The sequence below is a fragment of the Leucobacter massiliensis genome, assembly GCF_002982315.1.
Classification (GTDB): Bacteria; Actinomycetota; Actinomycetes; order Actinomycetales; family Microbacteriaceae; genus Leucobacter; species Leucobacter massiliensis.
Genome location: NZ_MWZD01000017.1, coordinates 325867 through 346609 on the forward strand (window position 1 = coordinate 325867; position 20743 = coordinate 346609).

A 20743-nucleotide genomic window follows, 5' to 3' on the forward strand; every position below is an offset into this window, starting at 1 on the left:
TCGCCGACAGGTCGGGCCGTTAGGGGGCTGAGGACACCGGCACTGGCGAGGTGCGCGGGCGGTTGTTCCCGTCTCTGCCGAGGCGGAACGAGACCGCCTACATATCCAACCTTATCGCGTCAAGACCATTCAAATAGTCTCGTATTCGAGCGGAAAACGCGATTGCGTTGATGGATATGCCCGCCGAGCAAGACCCCGAGATCGAGGCCGAAGAGATCCTGAAGCAGATCTTCGCGTCGAATCTGCGGGCGTACCGTCGGGAGCGCGGCATCTCGCAGCTGGCTCTCGCGAACGAGCTGGGTCTGAGTCCGGCCTACTACGGCTCCATCGAGCGGGGCCAGCGGAACCTTCAGTTCTCGACGGTCGGCAGGATCGCTGACAGCATCGGCGTGCACCCGTTCGACCTGCTGACCGGTCACGAGCCGCCGCCCGAGGACGACGACGAATAGGCGCACTGCCGGAGCGGCCAATATCCAGTCGCAGGAACGTGCCACGTACCACTTTCGCGGAACTTCAGGCGATGGCCAGAAGATCGAGATTCGAGCAAAAGGGTGTACGCACAGCAGGCCCCACCGAAACCCGAGCAATCGACCGGGCGAGCAGTTTCCCTGGTTTACCAACGTTCTGCGCACGCGCACGCACGCGAGTTAGTCGCGTGACCGCCGCAGCCATGTACCAAAGTGCGTACACCCTTTTGCCTCTCGCGCTCCAAAAGGGTGTACGCGCTCTCGGCAGCGCCGCGACCTCGTTCTGCCGCGTGACTCCGCCACTTCTGACCGCTGATCCGCCGCAGAACCTGCGTACACCCTTTTGCGTTACCCAGTAGCAAAAGGGTGTACGCACGCTAGGGCAGCCCTGCGGCCCGGTTAGCCGCGTGATTCTGCGGTTCTCCGCCGCCGAACTGCCCCGATTCCTGCGTACACCCTTTTGCGGAGCTCTCAATGCCCGACCCGGCGCAGCACCGGCGGCACGACGGTGCCCTGCGCCCGCGAAGCGGGGGCAGGGCACATGTCACAGACCCGTGCCGGGCCCGCGCCGACTTCTCAGCTCGCGCCGTTGCGGCTGGATCGCCGATCTTCGCTGAGACTACCGCTGTCTACCGCCAGAACATCATGCGGGTACTTTTGCGGGTACTTCGACACCTTCACGAGAAAAGCCAACAGCCCCTGACCTGGTTTTCACCTGATCAGGGGCTGTTTTTCGTTGCGGGGGCAGGATTTGAACCTACGACCTCCGGGTTATGAGCCCGGCGAGCTACCGAACTGCTCCACCCCGCGGCACAAGAATTAACAGTAGCACGGATCCCGCCGAGGTGCGAATCGGGGGCGGCCGAGCGCTGTGGGCGGGCGTGTCGCGACGCTCGCGCGGAAGCGCAGCATCGACGGTGACGCGCGATCGCGCGTTCACGATCCGCACGCTCAGGAGGAACTCCATGTCCAGAACCGATCCCCGAAGACCGCGCGCCGTCCCCGAGCCCACGGGCGCGGTGCGCTCCGCCCGCGCCGGCGGCCTCGCCCGCCGGCTTGCCGCGGGCAAGGCCCCGGTCAGGGCGGTGTCCGCGCGGTCGGTGCGGTGGCACCGGGCCGAGGGGGAGCGGGTGATGCGCGGGGGTGAGCGCTGATGGGGCGCGTGGTTCGGCGCGAGGTGGTCGCGGTGCGGTGCGAACTCGCGACACGGCGACGCGGCGCACCGAGCTGCGCTGCGGTGGCGCCGCTGACTCCCAGGCCCGCGGGATGCGGCTGGGAGGAGCAGGTGACGGAACTGGCTCGCCTGGTCGACGCAGGATGGGCGTTCGTGCTCTGCGCCTCATTGCGCTGCTACTGCAGCACGCACGCCGACCGCGTGCGTGACTGTACCTGCCGCACCCACCCGGATCGCTCGCACCTCTGTGCGGCGCACGGCGATGCCGAGGGGCTGGTGTGGACCGCGAGGCAGCTGCCGGCCGCGGCGGCCGCGGAGCTGGCGCAGCCGGGGGCCGCGGCGTGAGCGAGGGGGTGAACCGGCACGAGTTCCGTCAGCGCTGGCGTCCGCTCTCGGTGGATGAGGTGATCGTGCGGAAGCGGCAGCGGAAGCTGAACTCCGAGCATGTGCGTCAGTTGAGGGAATCTTTCGACGCGCTGGGCGGGCAGCTGCAGCTCCAGCCGATCGTGGTCGACTCGTGCATGGTCCTCGTCGACGGTGCTCATCGGCTACAGGCTGCGAAGGAAGCCGGGTGGACGCACATCTCGGCGCTTGTGCTCGACGGAGTGAGTGACGAGGACCGGCGTCTGCTGGAGGTGGAAGCGAACCGAGTGCGGCTCCAGCTGAGCCCGGTAGAGCTCGAGGAGGCGTGGAAGAACGTTTACGAACCCGCATTCCGCGCGCGAGCGAGGAGGCGGCAGGCCGAGGGCGGAACGCGGGGGCTCCTCACCCGCGGTGTCATCGGCGCGGCCGCGCATTCGTCGTCAGTTACTGGAAGTTCCAGTAACTGGATCTCGACGACGGGCACGGATCCCGCCGGGCGCGTGTCGCTGCCGCGGGCGGCGAAGGAAGCGACGGGCCTGTCGATCGAGACGCTGAACAAGATCACGGAAATCCGTGCGCTCTCGGAGTCGGAGTCCGTTCCGGAGGAGTTGCGTGAGGCTGCTCGACGAGGGCTGGAGAAGCTCACGAGGCCGGGAGCGCCAGTGGATGCGGTGCACAGGGCCTTGCTGCTGCGGCAGGAGCGGGCGCGTCGCGCTGCGCTGCATCCGGCGGAGCTGCGACGTCAGGAGCTTGAGAGGATCCTGGACCAAGCGGTGAGGGAGACGACGCTACTCGCCGAGCGGTTCGCCGGCTCCTGGGGAGAGGAACTGGCTGCCGCGGCGAGACTCGGGCGAGGCGCCGCAGAATCCCTGCGGGCGGTACGCGTCGCGTTGACCCGAGCGCTCGCATCGACGGTGGTCCGCGAGTGCCAGCTGGATCCTATTCCCGTGAGCCGGCTGTCCCGCGTCGGCGGAGAGGTGACACGGATGCTGTCGGAGCAGTCCATCACGGGGCTGGAGCTGGAGGCCGACGATGTCCGGTGACGGGCACGAGTTCGAGCCGTTCCCGGCGCGAGCGGCGGGAGTCAGCCGCTTCGATGCGCGTCGCCAGCGAGCCGCGCTCGCGGAGTTCGCGGCGGATGGCGCGGCGTTCCTCCGCAAGTCGGAGGGGCTCGCGTTCATCGAACAGCTGTACGTGTTCTTCGTGCCCAAGCTCATGGCTCTCGCTGCCAGCTACGGTTATGCGCTGGATCGAGATGAGGCGGCGAACGTGATCCTGGAGCGGCTCCTGTCCTCGCGGCGGCGGGGCGAGAAGGGTGCGGCGCGGCGGGCGGCTGCTGCCGAGAGCCCCTTCGGCTACCTGTGGGCGTGCGCAGTCGACTGGGTGCGTCGCCAGTGGGGGACGCGGGCCGCCCCCTTGGAGCGGGCGGCGGACGCGGGGACCTCATTCGAGGTGCCGGAACGCGAATCGCCGTACACGCCCCTCGAGGAGGTGGTTCGGCTGACGTTCGCAGTCCTGGCGGAGGCGATGGGCGAGGAGGAGCGCGGGGCGGTGTACGAACTGCTGAGGTGGCTTGCGCTGAACCCGCCGCAGCGCCTCTCGTACGAGGCCGAGGACCGGATCGCGGCGCACCGTCGCTGCCCGAAGCTCACGGCCGAGCAGGTCGTCGCCGTGATGAAGATCGCCCGCGGCGCCCGCCCGAACACGGCGGCGACCAGCTTGATGGGCCAGTTCCTCCTCGACCCCGGCTTCCGGCCGTCGCAGTCGGGGTCGCATGCCCGGGCGCTGACGCGCTTCAGGCGCGAGTTCCGTGCCGGCGCTGCGACCTTGCGGACGCGAGCGGCAGGGAGCGCGAGGTGAGATCCGCTCCGCGGATCGGGGGCGGATCCGGGGCCGCTCGGGCGCCGACACCGCGGGCGCCGGGCCGGATGAGGAGGTGCCCTGGTGCGCACCGTGTTCCGTGACGCTCCCCGGAGCTGTCGTATACTCACAGAAACAGGCAAGGAGGAGCAATGGGACTCCGCGGTGTAACCAAAGTTTTAGCCGTCATGTTACTGTGCGGGCTGTTCCCGGGCGGTCCCGGTGCACCGCCGATCGCAGGCCCTCCAGCGCCGTCCGCGGCTGATGCCCGTGTCGCGACTGCGGGAGCCACCTTGCCGGTATCCGGGGGGACCAGGCGGTTCGCGGACGTGCCGCGCTCGCATCAGTTCTACCGGCCGATCACGTGGATGTATGCGGAGGGCCTGTCCACGGGGATCAAGTCGGCCGCGGGGGTGCGGTATGCGCCGAAGGACGGCGTGTCGCGGGAGGCGATGGCTGTGTTCCTGTACCGGATGGAGGGTGCCACGTATCGTGGTCCTGCTCGGTCGCCGTTCGTGGATGTGCGCCCGGGGGATAAGTTCTATGACGAGATCGCGTGGATGTACGCGGAGGGCTTGTCGACCGGCATCAAGCAGGCGTCGGGGAAGCCGAAGTACGCGCCGAAGGCGACGGTGTCGCGCGAGGCGATGGCCGCGTTCATCTACCGCCTCGAAGGCGCTCGCGCCGGCGTGCCCGCGGTGTCGCCATTCGCTGATTTACGGCGGGGCGATCCGTTCTACCGCGAGATCGCGTGGATGTACGCCGAGGGCCTGTCTACCGGGATCAAGCAGAAGTCGGGGAAGCCGAAGTACGCGCCGAAGGCGCGGGTGTCTCGTGAGGCGATGGCAGCGTTCCTCTACCGGCTGGCAGGTGAGCCGGCGGTCATCGATTCCGGTTCGCTGACGATTGCTGGCACGCCCGCGGTGGGGGAGACCGTGACCGCGCAGACGGACGGCTGGCAGCCGGAAGGGGTGTTGTTCACGTACCAGTGGTTCCTCGACGGCGCATCGATTGCGGGGGCGATTGGCCGCTCGCTCGTGCTGGATGCCTCGGCCGAGGGGAAGCGGGTGCAGGTCCGGGTGCGGGCGAGCGTGCCAGGGGCGGTCGCGGTGTCGATGACGTCGCCGCCGAGCCTGGTGGCTCCGAAGCAGCTTGATCCGACGCCTGGGACGCGGCCGACGATCTCGGGGACGGCGCAGGTCGGGAAGACCGTCACCGTTCGGCTGGGCTCGTGGGCGGTGCCCCCGTCCGTGTCGTGGCTGATCGACGGGAAGACCGTGGGCACGGGCGCCTCGCTCGTGCTCGCTCCCGAGCACGGCGGGAAGACGCTCGCGGTGCGGGCGACGGCGCAAGCACCGGGGTACGTGGCGACCACGCTGCAGAGCAGTCCGGTCACGGTCGCGCTCGGGAAGATCACGGGGACCAAGCCGAAGATCGTCGGGTCGATCCGCGCCGCGGAGACGGTGTCCGTGGACGCGGGGGCCTGGTCGGTACAGCCGAAGACATACTGGGTTCCCAATCTGCAGAAAGCGCTCGATACGGGCGGCAGTCTCGACCCCGATGACGAGGACTTCGTCGGCAACCTCTACCGCCCGTCGAGTACGTTTACGCTCTGGGACGAAGGAACGACCATCACGGTCATCGCCGTAGCTGACGCGCCGGGCTACGGGCGCTTGGTGATGGTCAGCGACACGTACACGGTGCTGGGCTTGGACACGGCCGCGGTCGAGAAGGAGATCCATCGGCTCGTCAACGAGTACCGGGTGTCGCAGGGGCTGCAGGCGATGGTGTGGGACGACCGCCTCGCGTTGGGTGCGCGGACGTGGGTGCAGCAGCTCAACGCCACCGAGACCTTCACCCACTCGACCACCGAGTGGCGCAAGCAGTACGCCTCCACCACCTGGGGCACCGGGGAGAACATCGGCCGCTTCTGCGGTTCGGGTTCCAGCACGGTTGCCTCGGCCGCAAACGGAGCGGTGAAGAGGTGGATCGCTTCAAGCGATCATCTTCGCAACATCACGACTTCGAGTTGGGATACCACTGGCGTCGGTGTCGACGTGCGGACGTTCAGGGACGGCCTCATGTGCGTCACCTCCTCGCAGATCTTTGAGAATCGCCCCTGAGCTACACCCTCCTCTTCAGCGGCACCCCGGGCGTTCCGTTCCCGAGGTGCCGCTGTTCTTCGTGACTGCGCGCAGGGCTCCTTCTTCATAGGTGAGCGGCTCCCTGCGATCCGAGGGGAGTCGTTCGCCGAGGCAAACGGATACCCCATGAAGGAGGATGTCGATGCGATCGACCCACCACACTGCAGACGGGCCGCCCCGGTCTGCACGAGCGAAGCGCGGCCGCAGCCGGCGCTTCGCCGCCTCTCTGCTGGCCGGGCTGATGCTGGCCGGTACGATCCCCGCTGTCGGCGTCACCGCGGCGACCCCGGCACGCGCGGAGACGGGGTACTCCTCGTCGTCGATTCTCGGGCAGGGCGCTCGCCCCTTCTTCGCGTATGTGAAGGCGGGCGAGTACCTGTGGGTGAAGACGGACCAGGAGACCGACTACATCAAGTCCCAGACGGGCACGGAGTACTCCTGGTCCGCCGGAGGTCGCCTGTACGGGCCGGCAGCGGAGGACGGCGTGTGGCAGGTGTACCTCGCCACCGGAGACCCCGACAACCCGGAGGGTTCCTGGGAGATCGAGGCCCGCACCGGCTCGTCCGCGTCGACCGCGGTCGACGGGCGGGTGTGGACGAACCGGTACTACACGCGCCAGACCGACGGCGAGAACCCGGCGCAGGCGAACCTGGACTTCTGGATGGTGAACGACACCGGCTACCAGTACCGGGTGGAGCTCAGGGGCTTCCGTGGCATGAACTCGGTGATCCAGGCGGATGCGATCGGGAACATGACCGAGGCCGGCTCCTGCATCTCGGCCTATGAGTCCGTCGAGTACCGTTCGGGTCAGGAAGCCACGATGAACTGCGGCGACCTCTACCGCATCTTCTTCGCACAGCCCGCGGCCGACCTCCCAGCCACGGCGAACATGGCCGGCAAGACCGTGTACGTCGCGCCGCCGCCCCTGACGAAGCAGGGACTCGAGGACGAGTCGGAGCTCAGCTATGTGAAGGCCAAGCCGGGGTCCTTCGCCGGGACGTTCACGGCGAAGATCCCGCCGCGTTTCGAGGGCAACTACGTGCTCCAGATCGACACGAACGGGAACGACTCCTACGGGGATCCCGGCGACCTCTCCTTCCCCCGGAGCGCCGATGGGTCGGGCTCCTACCCGTTCGTGTGGGACGGGAAGGACAAGTCCGGGAAGGCGGTCCCGGTGTCGGGAAAGAAGATGAACGCCCGCATCCTGTTCAGCAAGGTCGGCGAGATGCACATCATTCAGCGCGACGTGGAGGGCCGTGACGGCATCCGTGTCACGCGCATGAACGGTGACAAACCGGGGGACCAGACCGTTTCGTGGGATGATTCCAGCCTGTCCAAGAGCAACCGTTCGACGGTCACGGCCGTGCTGGATGCCGGCGACGGCGTGGACTCGTCCGGTGTCGTGCATGGGTGGGACTACGACTACTCCGCAGGCTGCCACGAGATGGAGGATCGATGCGGGGCGTGGGGTAATAACCGGTCGATCGACGACTGGGTGGTGAACGCGGTCGACGCCAAAGCGGAGGTGCAGGCGTTTGGTGGTGATCCGTCGATCGCGCTGGAGAAGACCGCGGACCGCAGCAGCTATTCCGCGGCGGGGGAGGTCGTGACGTACACCTTCCGTGTGACGAACACCGGGAACCTCGATCTTGAGAACGTCGCGGTGACCGAGACCGAGTTCTCGGGCGCCGGCGAGCTGTCGCCGGTGGTGTGCCCGGCGACGACGCTCGGCGCGGGCGCCTGGATGGACTGCACCGCCACCTACACGGTGCAGCAGGCAGACGTGGAGCGGGGCACGATCACCAACGCGGCCCTCGCAACGGGCACTCCGCCCGGCGAGGACCCCGTCGCCTCGCGACCGGATGACGTGGAGATCCCCGCGGCCGACCGGCCCGTGATCTCCCTGCTGAAAGAGATCGCGAACCCCGCAGCCGGGAGCCCCGGCTGGTCATCGTCGACGAGCTTCGAGAAGGACCAGACCCTGGAATACCGCTTCACGGTGAAGAACACGGGGAATCTCACGCTCACGAACATCGCGGTCGAGGAGGCCGCGTGGAACGGATCGGGCAGCCTCTTCGCGCTCGCGTGCCCCGCCGATCTCGTGCTCCCACCGGGCGAGGCGACCGTGTGCACCGCCACCTACACGCCGGCGTCGCAGGAGGACGTGGACCGGGGCACGATCGACAACACGGCAGTCGCGCACGGCGACGCGGTCCGGCATCCGGACGTGACCTCTGACCCGTCGTCTGCGGTCGCGGTCGCACCGCACGCACCGGCGCTGCAACTCGTGAAGACCGCCGACAAGACCGAATACACGGCACCCGGCGAGGTCATCACCTACACCTTCACCGTGACGAACGTGGGCAACCTGACCATGCGCGACATCGCCGTCACCGAGACGCAGTTCTCGGGCGCCGGCGAGATGACCCCGGTCGCGTGCCCCGCCGACGTCGTCCTCGCACCGGCCGAGTCCACCGAGTGCACTGCCAGCTACACGGTGCAGCAGGCGGACCTCGACCGCGGCGAGATCACGAACGCGGCAACCGCAAGCGGCACCCCGCCGGACGGGCCGCCGGTGGAGACGCCACCCAGCGAGGTCGAAGTGCCCGGCATCCAGACCCCGCGCCTCGCCCTCGACAAGACCGTTGACCGCGACAGCTACCGCGTCGGCGATGTGCTGAACTACTCCTTCACAGTCACCAACGACGGCAACGTCACGGTCGACGAGGTCAGCGTGGAGGAGCTCGACTTCACCGGCGCTGGCGAGATGAGCCCGGTCGCGTGCCCGGCCGACGTGGTTCTCGCCCCCGGCGAGTCGACTGTATGCACCGCCACCTACACGGCGACGCAGGCGGACGTGGACGCCGGAGGGATCGACAACCTCGCGATCGCCCACGGCACAGACCCCGGCGACACGCCAGTGGACTCCAACGAAGACCCCGCCGAGGTGCCGACCGTCTGGGAATCGCAGCTCGTCCTCGAGAAGAGCATCGACCAGCCCACGTACCAGGCCGGTGACACGCTCACGTACACCTTCACCGTGACGAACACCGGCACCGTGACTGAGTACAACGTCACGGTCGAGGAGGTGTCCTTCAACGGGTCCGGCACCATCAGTGAGATCGCCTGCCCCGCCGAGGAGACGCAGGCGCTCGCTCCGGGCGCCTCGGTGAGCTGCACCGCGAGCTACACGCCGAGCCTTGAAGACCAGGGCAACCTCGACGCCCTGGTCAACGTCGCCGTCGCGACCGGCAACCCGGGCGACCCGGAAAACCCTGAGGTGCGGTCCAACGAGGACGACGCCCAGGCCACCCCGGAGCCGATTCCGCCCGTCCCGTCCCGTCAGCCCCTGGCCACCACCGGCGGGAGCGGCCTGGCCGCACCGATGCTCGCAGGCATCGCACTGCTGACCGCAGGCGCAGCCACGGTGCTGCTCGTAACACGCCGCCGCCACGCCGCGGACACCGTGCGCGAGTGCGCCGACGCCAAAGACTTCGTCTAGGTGAGCAAGCATGAGCTGAGGCCCCGGCCGCCCCGCGGCCGGGGCCTCAGCTCTGTCCGTGCCACGCCCGAGCTTTGCGAGCGAAGGCGGAGTTTCGCCTCTCCGGCGAGGAGCGTGACCGGTGACAGGCGAAGCGACGAGATGATCAATCGGGAAGCGCAGACGTGCAGTGGGAATGCAGCACCCGCAAACCGAATTCATAGGCTGAGGGTTCATGCTGGACGTACAGGAAGGGAGTCTCCGATGACCAACACCCCCGAATACGACCAGCAGGGCTCGCAGGGCGCCTCCGCGTCCGCGGGCGGCGCCGACGCCACCGCGTCGTTCCCGCCCGCGGCCGGGGGTGCCGCGCCCCAGAGCACGGACGGCACCTGGCCGCAGGCCGCGGTTCCAGGTCAGCAGCCGACGCAGCCCACGGTTCCGCTCCCCGGCGCGGGCGCGGCGCACGATCTCACCAGGCCGGCCGCCGCCCAGCAGCCCCACCACCCCGACCCGGCCCAGCACTCCGGGTATCCGCAGACGGAACAGCAGCCGTACCCGGTTTCGCAGCCGGCGCCGCACGGCCATCCGCAGCAGCAGGCGCCAGGGCACGACTCCGGCTCGCACCTCCCGCAGCACCAGTTCGCCTCTGCGTCCCAGCAGCCGCTCGGAGCGGAGCACCCGCACACCGTTCCCCACGGCCTCGGCGCCGGCGCGCATGAGCAGGACCATCGTCACCAGGCCCAGCCGAAGAGCCGTGCAGGCGCGCTCCTCGCCGGCCTCGCGGCCGGTGCCCTGATCGGCGGGGTGGTCGGTGGCGGGGTCGCTGCGGTCGTGGCCTCCAACATCGGACCCCAGAGCAACGCCGCGGGTGGCGGAGGGTCGATCACGCTCAACAACGCCGAGAACGCGACGGCGATCTCCGGGGTCGCCGCGGTCGCCACACCGAGCGTCGTCACGCTTGAGGTGTCGAGCAGCTCCGCAGCGGGTTCCGGCTCTGGTGTGATCTTCAGCGAGGACGGATACATCGTCACGAATGCGCACGTGGTCACCCTCGACGGGGCAGCCGAGGAGGGCGCGACCATACGCGTCAAGCTGAGCGACGGCCGCATCTTCGACGGCGAGCTCGTCGGTGTCGACCCGTACGCCGACCTCGCCGTGGTCAAGATCGACGCGGATGGGCTGACGCCCATCAAGGTCGCCGACTCCGACAAGCTCGACGTGGGAGACCTGACGGTCGCGATCGGTGCGCCGCTCAACCTGCCCAACACGGTCACCAGCGGCGTCGTGAGCGCGCTCAACCGCGGCATTTCCGTGGGCAGCCCGCTCATCCCACAGAACCCCTCCACACCCGACGACGGTGGCCAGGGCGGCGACGGAGGCGAAGGAGGCGACGGCGGCAACGGGTTCCCCTGGGACTTCCGCTTCGGCCTGCCCGACGAGCAGCAGCAGCCTCAGCAGAGCACGGGCGGCACCGTCACCCTCCCCGTCATCCAGACCGACGCCTCGATCAACCCCGGCAACTCCGGAGGCGCGCTCCTCAACGGCAACGGCGAGTTGATCGGGATCAACGTCGCCATCGCCTCGACGGCGGCCTCGGGGGAGACGGCGGGCAGCGTCGGCCTCGGCTTCGCCATCCCGTCGAACCTCGCGAGCCGCGTTGCCGAGCAGATCATCGCAGGGGAGCAGCCCTCGCACGGGCTGCTCGGTGCCTCGGTCGGCGATTCCTCGCAGGATACGGACGCTGACGCGAACGTGGCCGGCGGCCTGCTGGTCGACGTGACCCGAGGCGGCGCGGCCGACAAGGCCGGCCTGCGCGCGGGCGACGTGATCACCGCGGTCGACGGGGTCCCCGCAGTCGACGGCACCTCGGTCTCCGCGCTGATCCGCCTGCATCCCGGCGACAGCAAGGTGACGATCGACTACAGCCGCGACGGCAGGGCCGGGCAGACGGAGGCCACGCTCGGCACGCTGGAGTGGTGAGTCTCAGAAGCCGCTGACCCCTTCGCGCGCGGGCGCCGCGGACCCCTCGGGGCATCCGCGGCGCCCGCCGTCGCACGGAGCTCCGCGCCGGATTCACACCGCTCGCGAGTCCCCTCTGCCGCGGCGGGACCGCTGCCGAAATGGCTTACAGTGGTGGGGTGAGCAGCCCAGGATTCACCTTCGCGAGTGGAAACCTCAGCAAGCTCCTCGCCATTCCCCGTTACCTGCTCGCCGCCCTGCTGTCCTGGTTCGTCCCCAGGGACCCCCGTCGCTGGGCGTTCGGGAGCGGAGTGGGCGTGGGGGAAGGCGCCCTCGCCGTCGCGCGTGTCCTGCGCCGCGACGATCCCGAGGCCGCCATTGTGTGGCTCGTCGCCGACGAGGCCGAGGCGGATGCCGCCCGCGCCGAAGGCTTCGAGCCGGTGCACCGGCGATCTCGCGCCGGCTTCTGGGCGACGCTGCGTGCCGGGCAGATCGTGGTCACGCACGGACTCGGCGACGTCAACCGCTTCGGCGTCACCGGCGCCACGGTGGTGCAGCTCTGGCATGGTGCGCCCCTCAAGCGGCTCCACCTCGACTCGCCCGTCACCACGGAGCTGCGCGCACCGGCGCCCATCCGCGCCGTCCTCCGGCGCATGTACCTTGCGGGATCCCGCGAGGTCGACCTCTTCGTGGCAGGCTCGCCGATCGCCGCGGAGCGCCTCCGCTCCGCCTTCCGCGTCGTACCGGGCAAGGTGCGCGTGCTCGGCGATCCGCGCGACGACGCGCTCGCGGCCCAGGCGCGCGAGCCGATGCTCGCTGAGCGCGCCCGGGGGGAGTTGCGCCGGATCCTGGCGGAGGCGGGCACCGAGATCCCCGCTGACGCCACCCTGCTGCTGTACGCCCCGACGTGGCGCGACGGCGAACCCGACCCGGCCGTACCCGACGAGGCGGAGGCGGAGCTGCTGCGTGCCGCACTCGAACAGAGCGGCGCCCACCTGCTCGTGCGCCGTCACCCGCTCGGGCGAGGCACGAGCGACGGGCTCCTGGGCGATCGCATCCACGCCCTCGGCAGCGATCTCCTGCGCGACCCGACGCCGCTGCTGGGAGGCGTCGACGCGGTGATCACCGACTACTCATCGATCGCGCTGGACTTCGCGCTGCTCGGCCGGCCGATCGTCTGGTTCGCCCCCGACCTTGAACGCTACGGTGCGAGCCGCGGCCTTTACGAGCCCCTCGAAGTGACGAGCGCCGGGCGCGTGCTGCGCGACTGGGGAGCCGTGGCGGCACGGATCGTCGAGCTCGCACCGGGATCCCGGGAGGCGCGCCTCGCCGGGGCGGAAGCCCGAGCTCTGGCGGCCCGCTACCACGCGCACCCCGAGGGAGGGGCGGCCGAACGGGTGCTCGCCGAGATCCGGCGGCTGCGGAGGCCCGCGCGCGAGCTCGTCGTCCCCGGAGCGGTCTTCTTCGAGAGTTTCTACGGGCGCCAGATCGGCTGCAATCCGCTCGCCATCGACCGGGAGATCGCCGGCCGCTTCCCCGGCGTCACGCGCTACTGGAGCGTCACGAGCGAGACGCAGCAGGTCCCGCCGGGAGCGATCCCCCTGCTCGTCGGCGGGCGCGAGTGGCTTGCGGCGCGCCGCACCGCCCGCCTCCTCGTCGTCAACGACTGGCTGCGTTTCGGCTTTCGCAGGGCACGGGGGCAGACGGTCCTGCAGACGTGGCACGGCACCATGCTCAAGCACCTCGCTCTCGGCAGGCCCGATGTCGGCCTGCGCACGCGCATCGCGATCCGCCGCGAGAGTCGCAGGTGGAGCCTCCTGCTGTCGCAGAACGACCACTCGAGCGGCCAGTTCCGCAGCAGCTACGCCTATCGCGGGGAGATCCTCGAGCTCGGCTACCCCCGTGACGACCGGCTCGCCCGCTCCGTGGCGGGGGACCGGCCGAACCCGGTCGCCGTCCGGGCTGCGCGTGCGGCGCTCGGGATCGACGCAGACGCGCGGGTCCTCGCCTACGCGCCGACGTGGCGCGACGGCGGCCTGACGCTCGTGGACGAGCTCGACGTCCGCCGCCTCGCCGAGGAGCTGGGGGACGAGTGGGTCGTCGTGGCCCGCGGTCACACGCGCACGCACGCCTTCGGTGCCTACGGCGGAGCGCGCGTGATCGACGCCTCTCGTCACCCGGACGTCAACGACGTCATCCTCGCCGCGGATCTCCTGGTCACCGACTACTCCTCGATCATGTTCGACGCCGCCGTGGCGCGCGTGCCGATGGCGTTCTTCGTGCCCGATCTGGCCGCCTACCGCGATCGGGAACGCGGTTTCACCCTCGACTTCGAGCGGGAGGCTCCCGGGCCGCTCCTGACGCAACGCGAAGCCCTCGTCGCGCGCGCGCACGAACTCGCCTCCGAGGGCGCCGAGGCCGAGTGGCTCCGCGCCTGCGCCGGCCGCGCCGCGGAATGGCGCGCCCGCTATGCGCCCCACGACGACGGCCACGCCGCCGAGCGCGTGGTCGAGGTACTCGCGGAGCGGGGTGCTCTGCCCCGCGAGTAGGTGCGGGAAGCGCGACGGCCCGGGCGGGCGATCCTGCCGCCGGGGAGCCGCGCGCCGCTCAGATCCGCGAGCGGTCGACGACCCGGCCGCCGCCCAGCAGGATCCCCCGGAGGAAACCGGAGCCCCAGCTCAGGTGCATCGTGACGAGCGCCGCGGCGGTGAGGACGCGGTCCCGCGCCCCCCGCTGCCCGGGGATCCGGAGCACGGCCACCGCGATCCCGAGCGCGTACAGCGCGAGCGGCGCGAGCAGCACGGCCCAGCCGGAGGCCAGCGGAAGGAACCCGAGAGCGCCGAGCGCGAGCGCCACCAGGCTCGTCGCGATCCCGAGCACGAGCGCCCCGGGCACGAAGAACCGCCAGGGGTTCTCGCGGCCGTAGCGGCGGACGAGCACGGCGCGCCAGGTGCCGGTGGCGAAGAACTGGCGAGCGAGGTCCCCGAGCGAGGCGCGCGGCCAGTAGGTCACGCCCAGTGCGGGCTCGAACCACACGGTGTAGCCGGCCCGGCGCAATCGCAGGTTCAGCTCCCAGTCTTCGCCACGCAGGATCGCCGGGTCGTAGCCGCCGACCGCGTCGAGGGCCTCCCGCCGGAAGATGCCGAGGTAGGCGGACTCCGCCGGGCCCGCGCGGCCGTCGCCGTGGTACGCCCCCCCACCCAGCCCGAAGGGGCTGTTGTAGCCGCGAGCGATCGCCCGCTGCACGGGTCCGCGGCCGGCGGCGCGCATGATGCCGCCCACGTTCGCGGCCCCCTCGCGCTGGAGCGCGGCGATCCCGAGCCGCGTGTAGTCGGGGGTGAGCTCGGAGTGCGCATCGACCCTGACCACGATGGGGTGGCGGCTCGCGGCCCCCGCGGGGTTGAGCCCCGCCGGAATGTCTCGCTCGGGGTGGGGCACGAGCCGCACCCGCGGATCCTCGGCGGCGAGTCTTCGCGCGATGTCGTCGCTGCGGTCCCGCGAGGGGCCGAGGGCGAGCACGAGCTCCTTCTCGCCGGCGTAGTCCTGAGCCAGGATGGTGCGCACCGCGGACTCCAGGAACGGTTCCTCGTTGAGGACCGGCATCACGTAGCTGACCGGCGGCTGGGCCGGCAGCGGGCTGATACATGAGCTGAATCAGGAAAGTATCTCTAAAAACGCGTAAACGACGCTCCATAAGCAAGTCTCCCACAGCTGCGGCGGGCTACCCTGGGGGGATGCAACTGGCGAAGGATGCGAAGCGGGCGGTGCGCCTGACGCGACGGGTGCTCAAGGGAAGACGATCCTATTTCGAGCTGCGATCCCTGCTGGAGGAACGCGGGCCCCTCCCGGAGGGCCGCTACCGCGTCGGCGTCTACTTCGCCGACAGCGACGTGAACATCTATCAGATGCGGCAGTGGTATGCGCCGCTGCGCGAGCTCTCACGCGAACTGCCGGTGCTCGTGCTGGCGCGCAATGCGGCCGGTGCGCTCCGCCTGAGCCGTGAGAGCGGACTCGACGTCGCCTTCGTGCAGAAGGTCACCGACATCGAGCGGGTGCTCGAGGAGCAGCCGCTCGAGGTGATCCTCTACGTGAACCAGAACACGCGCAACTTCCAGATGATGCGCTACGGCCGGCGGTGGCACGTGTTCGTGAACCACGGCGAGAGCGACAAGATGTACATGACGAGCAACCAGCACAAGGCGTACGACTACGCCTTCGTCGCGGGTGACGCGGCACGCGAGCGCCTGTCGCGCGCGCTCTGGGAGTACGACGTGGAACGGCGCACGATCCCGATCGGACGGCCGCAGGCCGATCACCTGGGTGGGCGCCCGCCCTTCGAGCCCGACGGGCGCACCGTGGTCCTGTACGCGCCGACCTGGGAGGGGGACCGGCCCGCGGCCAGCTACGGCTCCGTGCTCACGCACGGCGAGACGCTCGTGCGCGCGCTCGTCGCGAGCGGCAGGCACCGCGTGGTGTACCGTCCCCACCCGCGCAGCGGCGTCGTCGATCCGGCCTTCGGTGCGGCCAATCGCCGCATCATCGCCATGCTCGAGGAGGCGAACGCGAAGGATCCCGCCGCCCGGCACGTCTTCGATGACGCCCCGACGCTCGGCTGGCAGCTCAGCCTCCCGGACGTGGCGATCTGCGACATCTCGGCGATGGTCTACGATCGCTTGGCGACGGGCAAGCCGCTGATGGTGACGAGGCCGACTGCGCCCGATGCGGTCGTCGACGAGGGCGGCTATCTCAGCGTCTGCGAGTGGCTGGGAGCCGCCGAGGCGCCGGACATCGTCGCGCAGCTGGACCGGGTGATCGGCGACTCCGCGGCGCGTGAACGGCTCGGCACCTGGTCGCGGCACTACTTCGGCGACACCAGTCCGGGCGCCCCGACTGCCCGCTTCCACGCGGCGATCCGTGAGCTGCTGGCGCGCGCCGAGGAGTGGCGCTCGCGCGGCTGAGGGGCGGAACGACAGGGCGGGGCTCGCCCGCGTCCGCGAGACGGCCTGGTGACGTGCCGGCCCCGCTGCGGGAGCCGGAGCCGACGTCGTCGCTACGCCGGGTGGTCCCGGTTGTAGCGTTCGAGCACCTCGTCGATGGGGCCGTCGAGCGCGAGCCGGCCGCCGTCGAGGTAGAGTCCGCGGCTGCAGAAGCGGCGCAGATCTCGTTCACTGTGCGAAACCAGGAACAGCGTCTTGCCCTCGGCCAGCAACTGCTCGATGCGGCGGTAGCACTTCGCCCTGAAAGCCCGGTCGCCCACCGCGAGCACCTCGTCGACGAGCAGCACGGGCTCGTCCAGCTGTGAGATCAGCGAGAATGCGACGCGCACCTTCATGCCGCTCGACAGATGCTTGAAGGGAGTGTCGACCACCTCCTCGGCCTCAGCGAAAGCGATGATCTCGTCGAAGCGGTCCGCGATCTGGCGCCTGCTCAGGCCGTGCAGCCCTGCCGCGAGCTGCACGTTGTCGCGCACGGTGAGATCGCCGACGAAACCGCCGGTGATCTCGATCAGCGGTGCCACCCCGGCGCGCACCCGCACGCGGCCCTCGTCAGGGAACAGCACGCCGGCGACGAGCTTCAGCAGCGTCGACTTGCCCTGGCCGTTCCGCCCGACCACGCCGATCGCCTCGCCCGCGCGCACCTCGAAGGAGACGCCGCGCAGCGCCCAGAACTCGCCCGGCCGGCTGCGCCGAGCGCGACTCGAGAGCAGGTCCTTGAAACTGCGCCGCGAACCTCGATTGCGCCGGAACCGCACGCCCAGATCACGGGCGGAGATGATCGCCTCGTCGTGTGCCGTCGTCTGGCCGGTCATCACAGCTCCTTCAGGACGCCGCCGATGGTCCGGCGGAAGACGAGCATGCCGATCAGCAGGATCGCAATCGAGAGCGCCGCAGAGACGCCGATGAGCGGCCAGTTCAGCTGATCGGGAAAGAAGCCGGCGCGGAAGAGCGCGAAGATCCCCGAGAGCGGGTTGAGCCAGGCGAGCGGCTGCGCGAAGGCGGGGAGATCGGCGGCCCCGTAGATCACGGGGGAGCCGTAGAAGAGGACCCGCAGCACGAGCTTGCTGGCACGTTCGAGGTCGCGGAAGAAGACCGTGAGCGGAGCGATGATGAGGCCGATACCCAGGATCAGCGCGGTGAACAGCACGATCGCGAGCGGCAGGAGGAGCAGTCCCCAGCCCGGACGGGCGCCGGAAGCGAAGGCGAAGACCGCCAGCACGGGCAGGCTGAGCAGGAACTCGACTCCCTTCGAGCACACGATGCGGCCGACCCAGATCCAGTGCGGCAGCGACACCGAGCGCACGAGCCGCACGTCGCGCAGGAAGGCGCGGGTCGAATCGGAGACGGCGCCGTTGAACCACACCCACGGCAGCATGGCGGTGAGCAAGAAGACGATGTAGGGAGCCTCGCCGACTGTGCGGGAGAACACCTGGGTGAAGATGAACCAGTAGATCAGGCTCATGAGCAGGGGGTCGAGGATCGACCACAGATAGCCGAGAACGGATGTGGAGTAGCGCACCTTCAGGTCGCGTCGGCTCAGCAGCCACAGCGACGACCACGCGCTCGAGCGCAGCGGCCGGTACTCGGAGGAGGAAGTCACGACAGCTATTCTGCCCGCTCCGGTGGTGTGGGCCCGCATCGGCGCACACGCGGCGCCTCGGTCGGGCGGCGGCGGTCGCCAAAGACGGCGCCGCCGGGCGCTCCGGTGCCGCACGCGCCCCTCTTCGTCGTCCGTGCGGTTCTGCGGGCCGGACGCGCCGAGGGGGCGTCCGACGTCACTCGGATGATTTGCTAAATTGGACTCGTGCCGCCCGAGACCTCATCCGCCATGTCCGCCCCCGAAGCGGAAGCCGAGGCCCGGACCCCGCGAACGGGCCGCATCCAGGTTCCGGTTCCCTCTGTCGTGCGGGCTCGCGAGCGCGGCCGCGTCGCCGAGCAGAACCCGGTCGTGCTGCGGACCGAGATGCTGACGAAGACCTACGGCAACCTGGTCGCCGCCGGGGACGTCTCCATTGACGTGCACGCCGGATCCTTCACCGGCATCGTCGGCCCGAACGGCGCCGGGAAGACGACGACGCTCTCGATGATCAGCGGGCTGCTGCGCCCCACCTCCGGGCGCGTGACGGTGGGCGGGGTCGACGTGTGGGCCGACGGTCCCGCGGCGAAGCGTCTCATCGGAACGCTTCCCGATCGCCTGCGCCTGTTCGACCGGCTCACCGGGGCGCAGCTGCTCTACTATTCCGGGGTGCTCTACGGCGTGCCCGAGGCGGCCGTCGCGGAGCGCTCGGCTGAGCTGGCCGAGGCATTCGGGCTGGAGTCGGCGCTCGGCAGGCTGGTGTCCGACTACTCGGCGGGCATGCAGAAGAAGATCGCGCTCGCCTGCTCCATGATCCACGCTCCCGAGGTGCTCGTGCTCGACGAGCCCTTCGAGACCATCGACCCCGTGTCCGCCTCGAACGTGACCGAGATCCTCGAGAAGTTCGTGGGCGGCGGCGGCAGCGTGATCATGTCGAGTCACAGCCTCGACCTCATTCAGCGCGTCTGCGATCACGTCTCGATCATCGTCGATGGCAGCGTGATCGCGCAGGGCACCGTCGATGCCGTGCGCGACGGAGTGAGCCTGGAAGAGCGTTTCACGCTGCTCACCGGCATTGACGACAGCAGGAAGGGGCTCGAGTGGTTGCACGGCTCTTCCGACTCCGACTAGCGCTTCTCGGCGGGAGGTTCCGGGGCTCCTTCGGCCGCGGTCTGCGCGCTGCGCTCGGTGCGCTCCTGCTCACGGCAGCAGCGGTGGCGCTCGCGCTGCTCCCCGTTCTGCTGCTCCCGGCGGGAACGGACCGGGCCATCGCCGATCAGCTGATCGGTGCGCTCGTCCTCCTCGCCGTCCTGCTCGTCCCGTTCTTCGAGAATCGACGGCATCTCGAACCGCGGCAGTTCGCGCAGCTCCCCGCCGGTCCGGCCGCGATCGCCTGTGCGTTGCTGATCACCACCGTGGTCAGCTGGCCGTTCCTGCTGCTGCTCGTCTGGCTGGGTGCCCTCGGGGCGCTGCGCCCCGAGTGGCATGACCCGGGATGGTTCGCGCCGCTCGCACTGGGGCTCGCTGCCCTCTTCGCGCTCACCTCGGCGCGGCTCGCGTCCGCACTCTCGAAGCTCCTCGTGGGCCGTCGTCTCGCTGGGGCCGTGCGCACGGTCGGCGCCGTGCTGCTCGTCGCATTCCTGCCCGTGGCGGTGTTCGCGGGGGCCTCGATCATCCGTGCTGAGGGCCGGGCTGCGGCGGTGGAGGCCGCGCAGCTCGTGGGGTGGACGCCGTTCGGTGCGCCGTTCGCGGCACTCGCCTTCGCCGCCGACGGCGAGCTCGACGCCGCCCTCGTCCGGCTGGCCGTGCTCGCCGGCGGGCTCATCCTGCTCCTCGCGGCCTGGATCCCGATTGCGGTGGTCTCCGCCCAGAGCGTCGAACGCCCCGCCGATCCCGGGGCCGCGCGCACCGGTCTCGGGTGGTTCGAGCGTTTCGCCGCCCGCCCCTCTCAGGTGATCGCGGCGCGCCAGCTCACCTACTGGGCGCGGGATCCCCGATACCGGGTGGCGTTGTTCGCGATCCCGATCGCCCCAGCGGTGATGATGCTCGCCTTCTGGATCGCCGGAGCCGAGCTGAACGCCCTGTCGCTCGTGCCACTGCCCGTGATCCTCCTGCTGCTCGGATGGTCGCAGCACAACGACGTCTCCATGGACTCGACCGCCATCTGGGAGCACGTGGCCAGCGGAGTGCGCGGCCGCGCCGACCGCACCGGGCGCCTCGCCCCAGTGATGATGCTCGGCGTTCCGCTCGCGCTCATCGGGTCGAGCATCACGGTGACCGTGCTGGGGGACTGGCGGGTCCTGCCCGCGGTGATCGGGATGAACCTCGCGGTCCTCCTCGTGGCCTGCGCCGTCTCGAGCGTCTTCTCGGTCGCGATGCCGTATCCGGCGACCCGTCCCGGAGAGAGCCCCTTCGTGCAGCCGCAGTGGTCGGGTTCGGGCTCGGGTCTGGCGCAGACGCTGTCGATGCTGATCGCGCTCGCGCTGTCGGTTCCTCCTGTGTGGTTCTCCGTGCTCGCGATCATCGACGTCGCCTTCGTCGAGAACATCTGGGCGCTCGTGTTCGGCGTCGGCTACGGCGCCGTGGTGCTCGCGCTCGGCGTGCTGCTCGGCGGCTGGCTCTTCGATCGCAGCGGCCCCGAGCTGATCGCGGTCACCCAGGTCTTCGACTGAGGATGGGCGGCCCCGGCAGCTCCCGGGAGGTGGCCGCCTCGTCCGTT

At 70.0% G+C, this 20743-nt stretch carries 15 protein-coding genes and 1 tRNA gene; 12 read left to right on the plus strand and 4 right to left on the minus strand.

Translation table 11 applies throughout. From position 1 onward, the window contains the following. Positions 1–170: 170 nt before the first annotated feature. On the plus strand, positions 171–449 hold the full coding sequence (locus B4915_RS08350) for a helix-turn-helix domain-containing protein (RefSeq protein WP_219845099.1): 279 nt from the start codon (positions 171–173) through the stop codon (positions 447–449). A 754-nt stretch (positions 450–1203) separates the two neighbouring features. On the opposite strand, the gene B4915_RS08355 is transcribed toward B4915_RS08350, so the two are convergent. Further along, positions 1204–1277 (minus strand) — tRNA-Met (locus tag B4915_RS08355). A 155-nt stretch (positions 1278–1432) separates the two neighbouring features. Here B4915_RS08355 and B4915_RS14430 point away from each other — a divergent pair. From B4915_RS14430 to B4915_RS08395, 8 genes are all read left to right on the plus strand, one after another. Beyond that, positions 1433–1621, plus strand: coding sequence for a hypothetical protein (locus B4915_RS14430; protein WP_146120043.1), 189 nt, complete (start codon positions 1433–1435; stop codon positions 1619–1621). 131 nt (positions 1622–1752) lie between these two features. Then, the gene (locus B4915_RS08365) at positions 1753–1986 is read left to right on the plus strand and encodes a hypothetical protein (RefSeq protein WP_105805347.1); all 234 of its coding nucleotides are present in this window, start codon (positions 1753–1755) and stop codon (positions 1984–1986) included. Between the two features lie 50 nt (positions 1987–2036). After that, positions 2037–3047, plus strand: coding sequence for a ParB N-terminal domain-containing protein (locus tag B4915_RS08370; RefSeq protein ID WP_146120044.1), 1011 nt, complete (start codon positions 2037–2039; stop codon positions 3045–3047). After that, entirely contained in the window at positions 3037–3864 is an 828-nt protein-coding gene (locus B4915_RS08375) for a hypothetical protein (protein ID WP_105805349.1), read from the plus strand. Before B4915_RS08370 ends, B4915_RS08375 begins: the two co-directional genes overlap by 11 nt. Positions 3865–4193: 329 nt before the next feature. Further along, on the plus strand, positions 4194–5987 hold the full coding sequence (locus B4915_RS08380) for a CAP and S-layer homology domain-containing protein (RefSeq protein WP_181158504.1): 1794 nt from the start codon (positions 4194–4196) through the stop codon (positions 5985–5987). Between the two features lie 163 nt (positions 5988–6150). Beyond that, positions 6151–9510, plus strand: a complete 3360-nt coding sequence (locus tag B4915_RS08385) for a DUF7507 domain-containing protein (protein ID WP_105805351.1) — start codon at positions 6151–6153, stop codon at positions 9508–9510. Positions 9511–9753: 243 nt separating this feature from the next. Next, positions 9754–11472: a S1C family serine protease gene (locus B4915_RS08390; RefSeq protein ID WP_105805352.1), complete on the plus strand. Its 1719-nt coding sequence runs from the start codon at positions 9754–9756 to the stop codon at positions 11470–11472. Between the two features lie 158 nt (positions 11473–11630). Next, positions 11631–14000, plus strand: coding sequence for a CDP-glycerol glycerophosphotransferase family protein (locus B4915_RS08395; protein ID WP_105805353.1), 2370 nt, complete (start codon positions 11631–11633; stop codon positions 13998–14000). A gap of 58 nt (positions 14001–14058) precedes the next feature. On the opposite strand, the gene B4915_RS08400 is transcribed toward B4915_RS08395, so the two are convergent. Then, positions 14059–15093: a glycosyltransferase family 2 protein gene (locus B4915_RS08400; RefSeq protein ID WP_281258209.1), complete on the minus strand. Its 1035-nt coding sequence runs from the start codon at positions 15091–15093 to the stop codon at positions 14059–14061. A 92-nt stretch (positions 15094–15185) separates the two neighbouring features. On the opposite strand from B4915_RS08400, the gene B4915_RS08405 reads away from it, so the two are divergent. Further along, a complete protein-coding gene (locus B4915_RS08405; protein WP_105805355.1) occupies positions 15186–16409 on the plus strand; it encodes a hypothetical protein in 1224 nt (407 codons plus the stop codon). A gap of 92 nt (positions 16410–16501) precedes the next feature. Here B4915_RS08405 and B4915_RS08410 read toward each other — a convergent pair whose 3' ends face one another. Both B4915_RS08410 and B4915_RS08415 read right to left on the minus strand, forming a co-directional pair. Beyond that, a complete protein-coding gene (locus B4915_RS08410) occupies positions 16502–17260 on the minus strand; it encodes an ABC transporter ATP-binding protein (protein WP_105805356.1) in 759 nt (252 codons plus the stop codon). After that, positions 17260–18048 carry an ABC transporter permease gene (locus B4915_RS08415; protein WP_245907409.1) on the minus strand — a complete coding sequence of 263 codons (789 nt, stop codon included), beginning with the start codon at positions 18046–18048 and terminating at the stop codon, positions 17260–17262. Before B4915_RS08415 ends, B4915_RS08410 begins: the two co-directional genes overlap by 1 nt. 228 nt (positions 18049–18276) lie before the next feature. Here B4915_RS08415 and B4915_RS08420 point away from each other — a divergent pair, with 228 nt between their 5' ends. Then, positions 18277–19155: an ABC transporter ATP-binding protein gene (locus tag B4915_RS08420; RefSeq protein ID WP_181158545.1), complete on the plus strand. Its 879-nt coding sequence runs from the start codon at positions 18277–18279 to the stop codon at positions 19153–19155. Next, positions 19125–20696 carry a hypothetical protein gene (locus B4915_RS08425; protein ID WP_105805359.1) on the plus strand — a complete coding sequence of 524 codons (1572 nt, stop codon included), beginning with the start codon at positions 19125–19127 and terminating at the stop codon, positions 20694–20696. Before B4915_RS08420 ends, B4915_RS08425 begins: the two co-directional genes overlap by 31 nt. The last annotated feature ends 47 nt before the right edge of the window (positions 20697–20743 follow it).

Coding starts and splice junctions, on each gene's coding strand:
- B4915_RS08385 (WP_105805351.1), top strand. CDS start 6,151: ATGCGATCGACCCACCACACTGCAGACGGGCCGCCCCGGTCTGCACGA.
- B4915_RS08375 (WP_105805349.1), top strand. CDS start 3,037: ATGTCCGGTGACGGGCACGAGTTCGAGCCGTTCCCGGCGCGAGCGGCG.
- B4915_RS08410 (WP_105805356.1), bottom strand. CDS start 17,260: ATGACCGGCCAGACGACGGCACACGACGAGGCGATCATCTCCGCCCGT.
- B4915_RS14430 (WP_146120043.1), top strand. CDS start 1,433: ATGTCCAGAACCGATCCCCGAAGACCGCGCGCCGTCCCCGAGCCCACG.
- B4915_RS08420 (WP_181158545.1), top strand. CDS start 18,277: ATGTCCGCCCCCGAAGCGGAAGCCGAGGCCCGGACCCCGCGAACGGGC.
- B4915_RS08350 (WP_219845099.1), top strand. CDS start 171: ATGGATATGCCCGCCGAGCAAGACCCCGAGATCGAGGCCGAAGAGATC.
- B4915_RS08405 (WP_105805355.1), top strand. CDS start 15,186: ATGCAACTGGCGAAGGATGCGAAGCGGGCGGTGCGCCTGACGCGACGG.
- B4915_RS08390 (WP_105805352.1), top strand. CDS start 9,754: ATGACCAACACCCCCGAATACGACCAGCAGGGCTCGCAGGGCGCCTCC.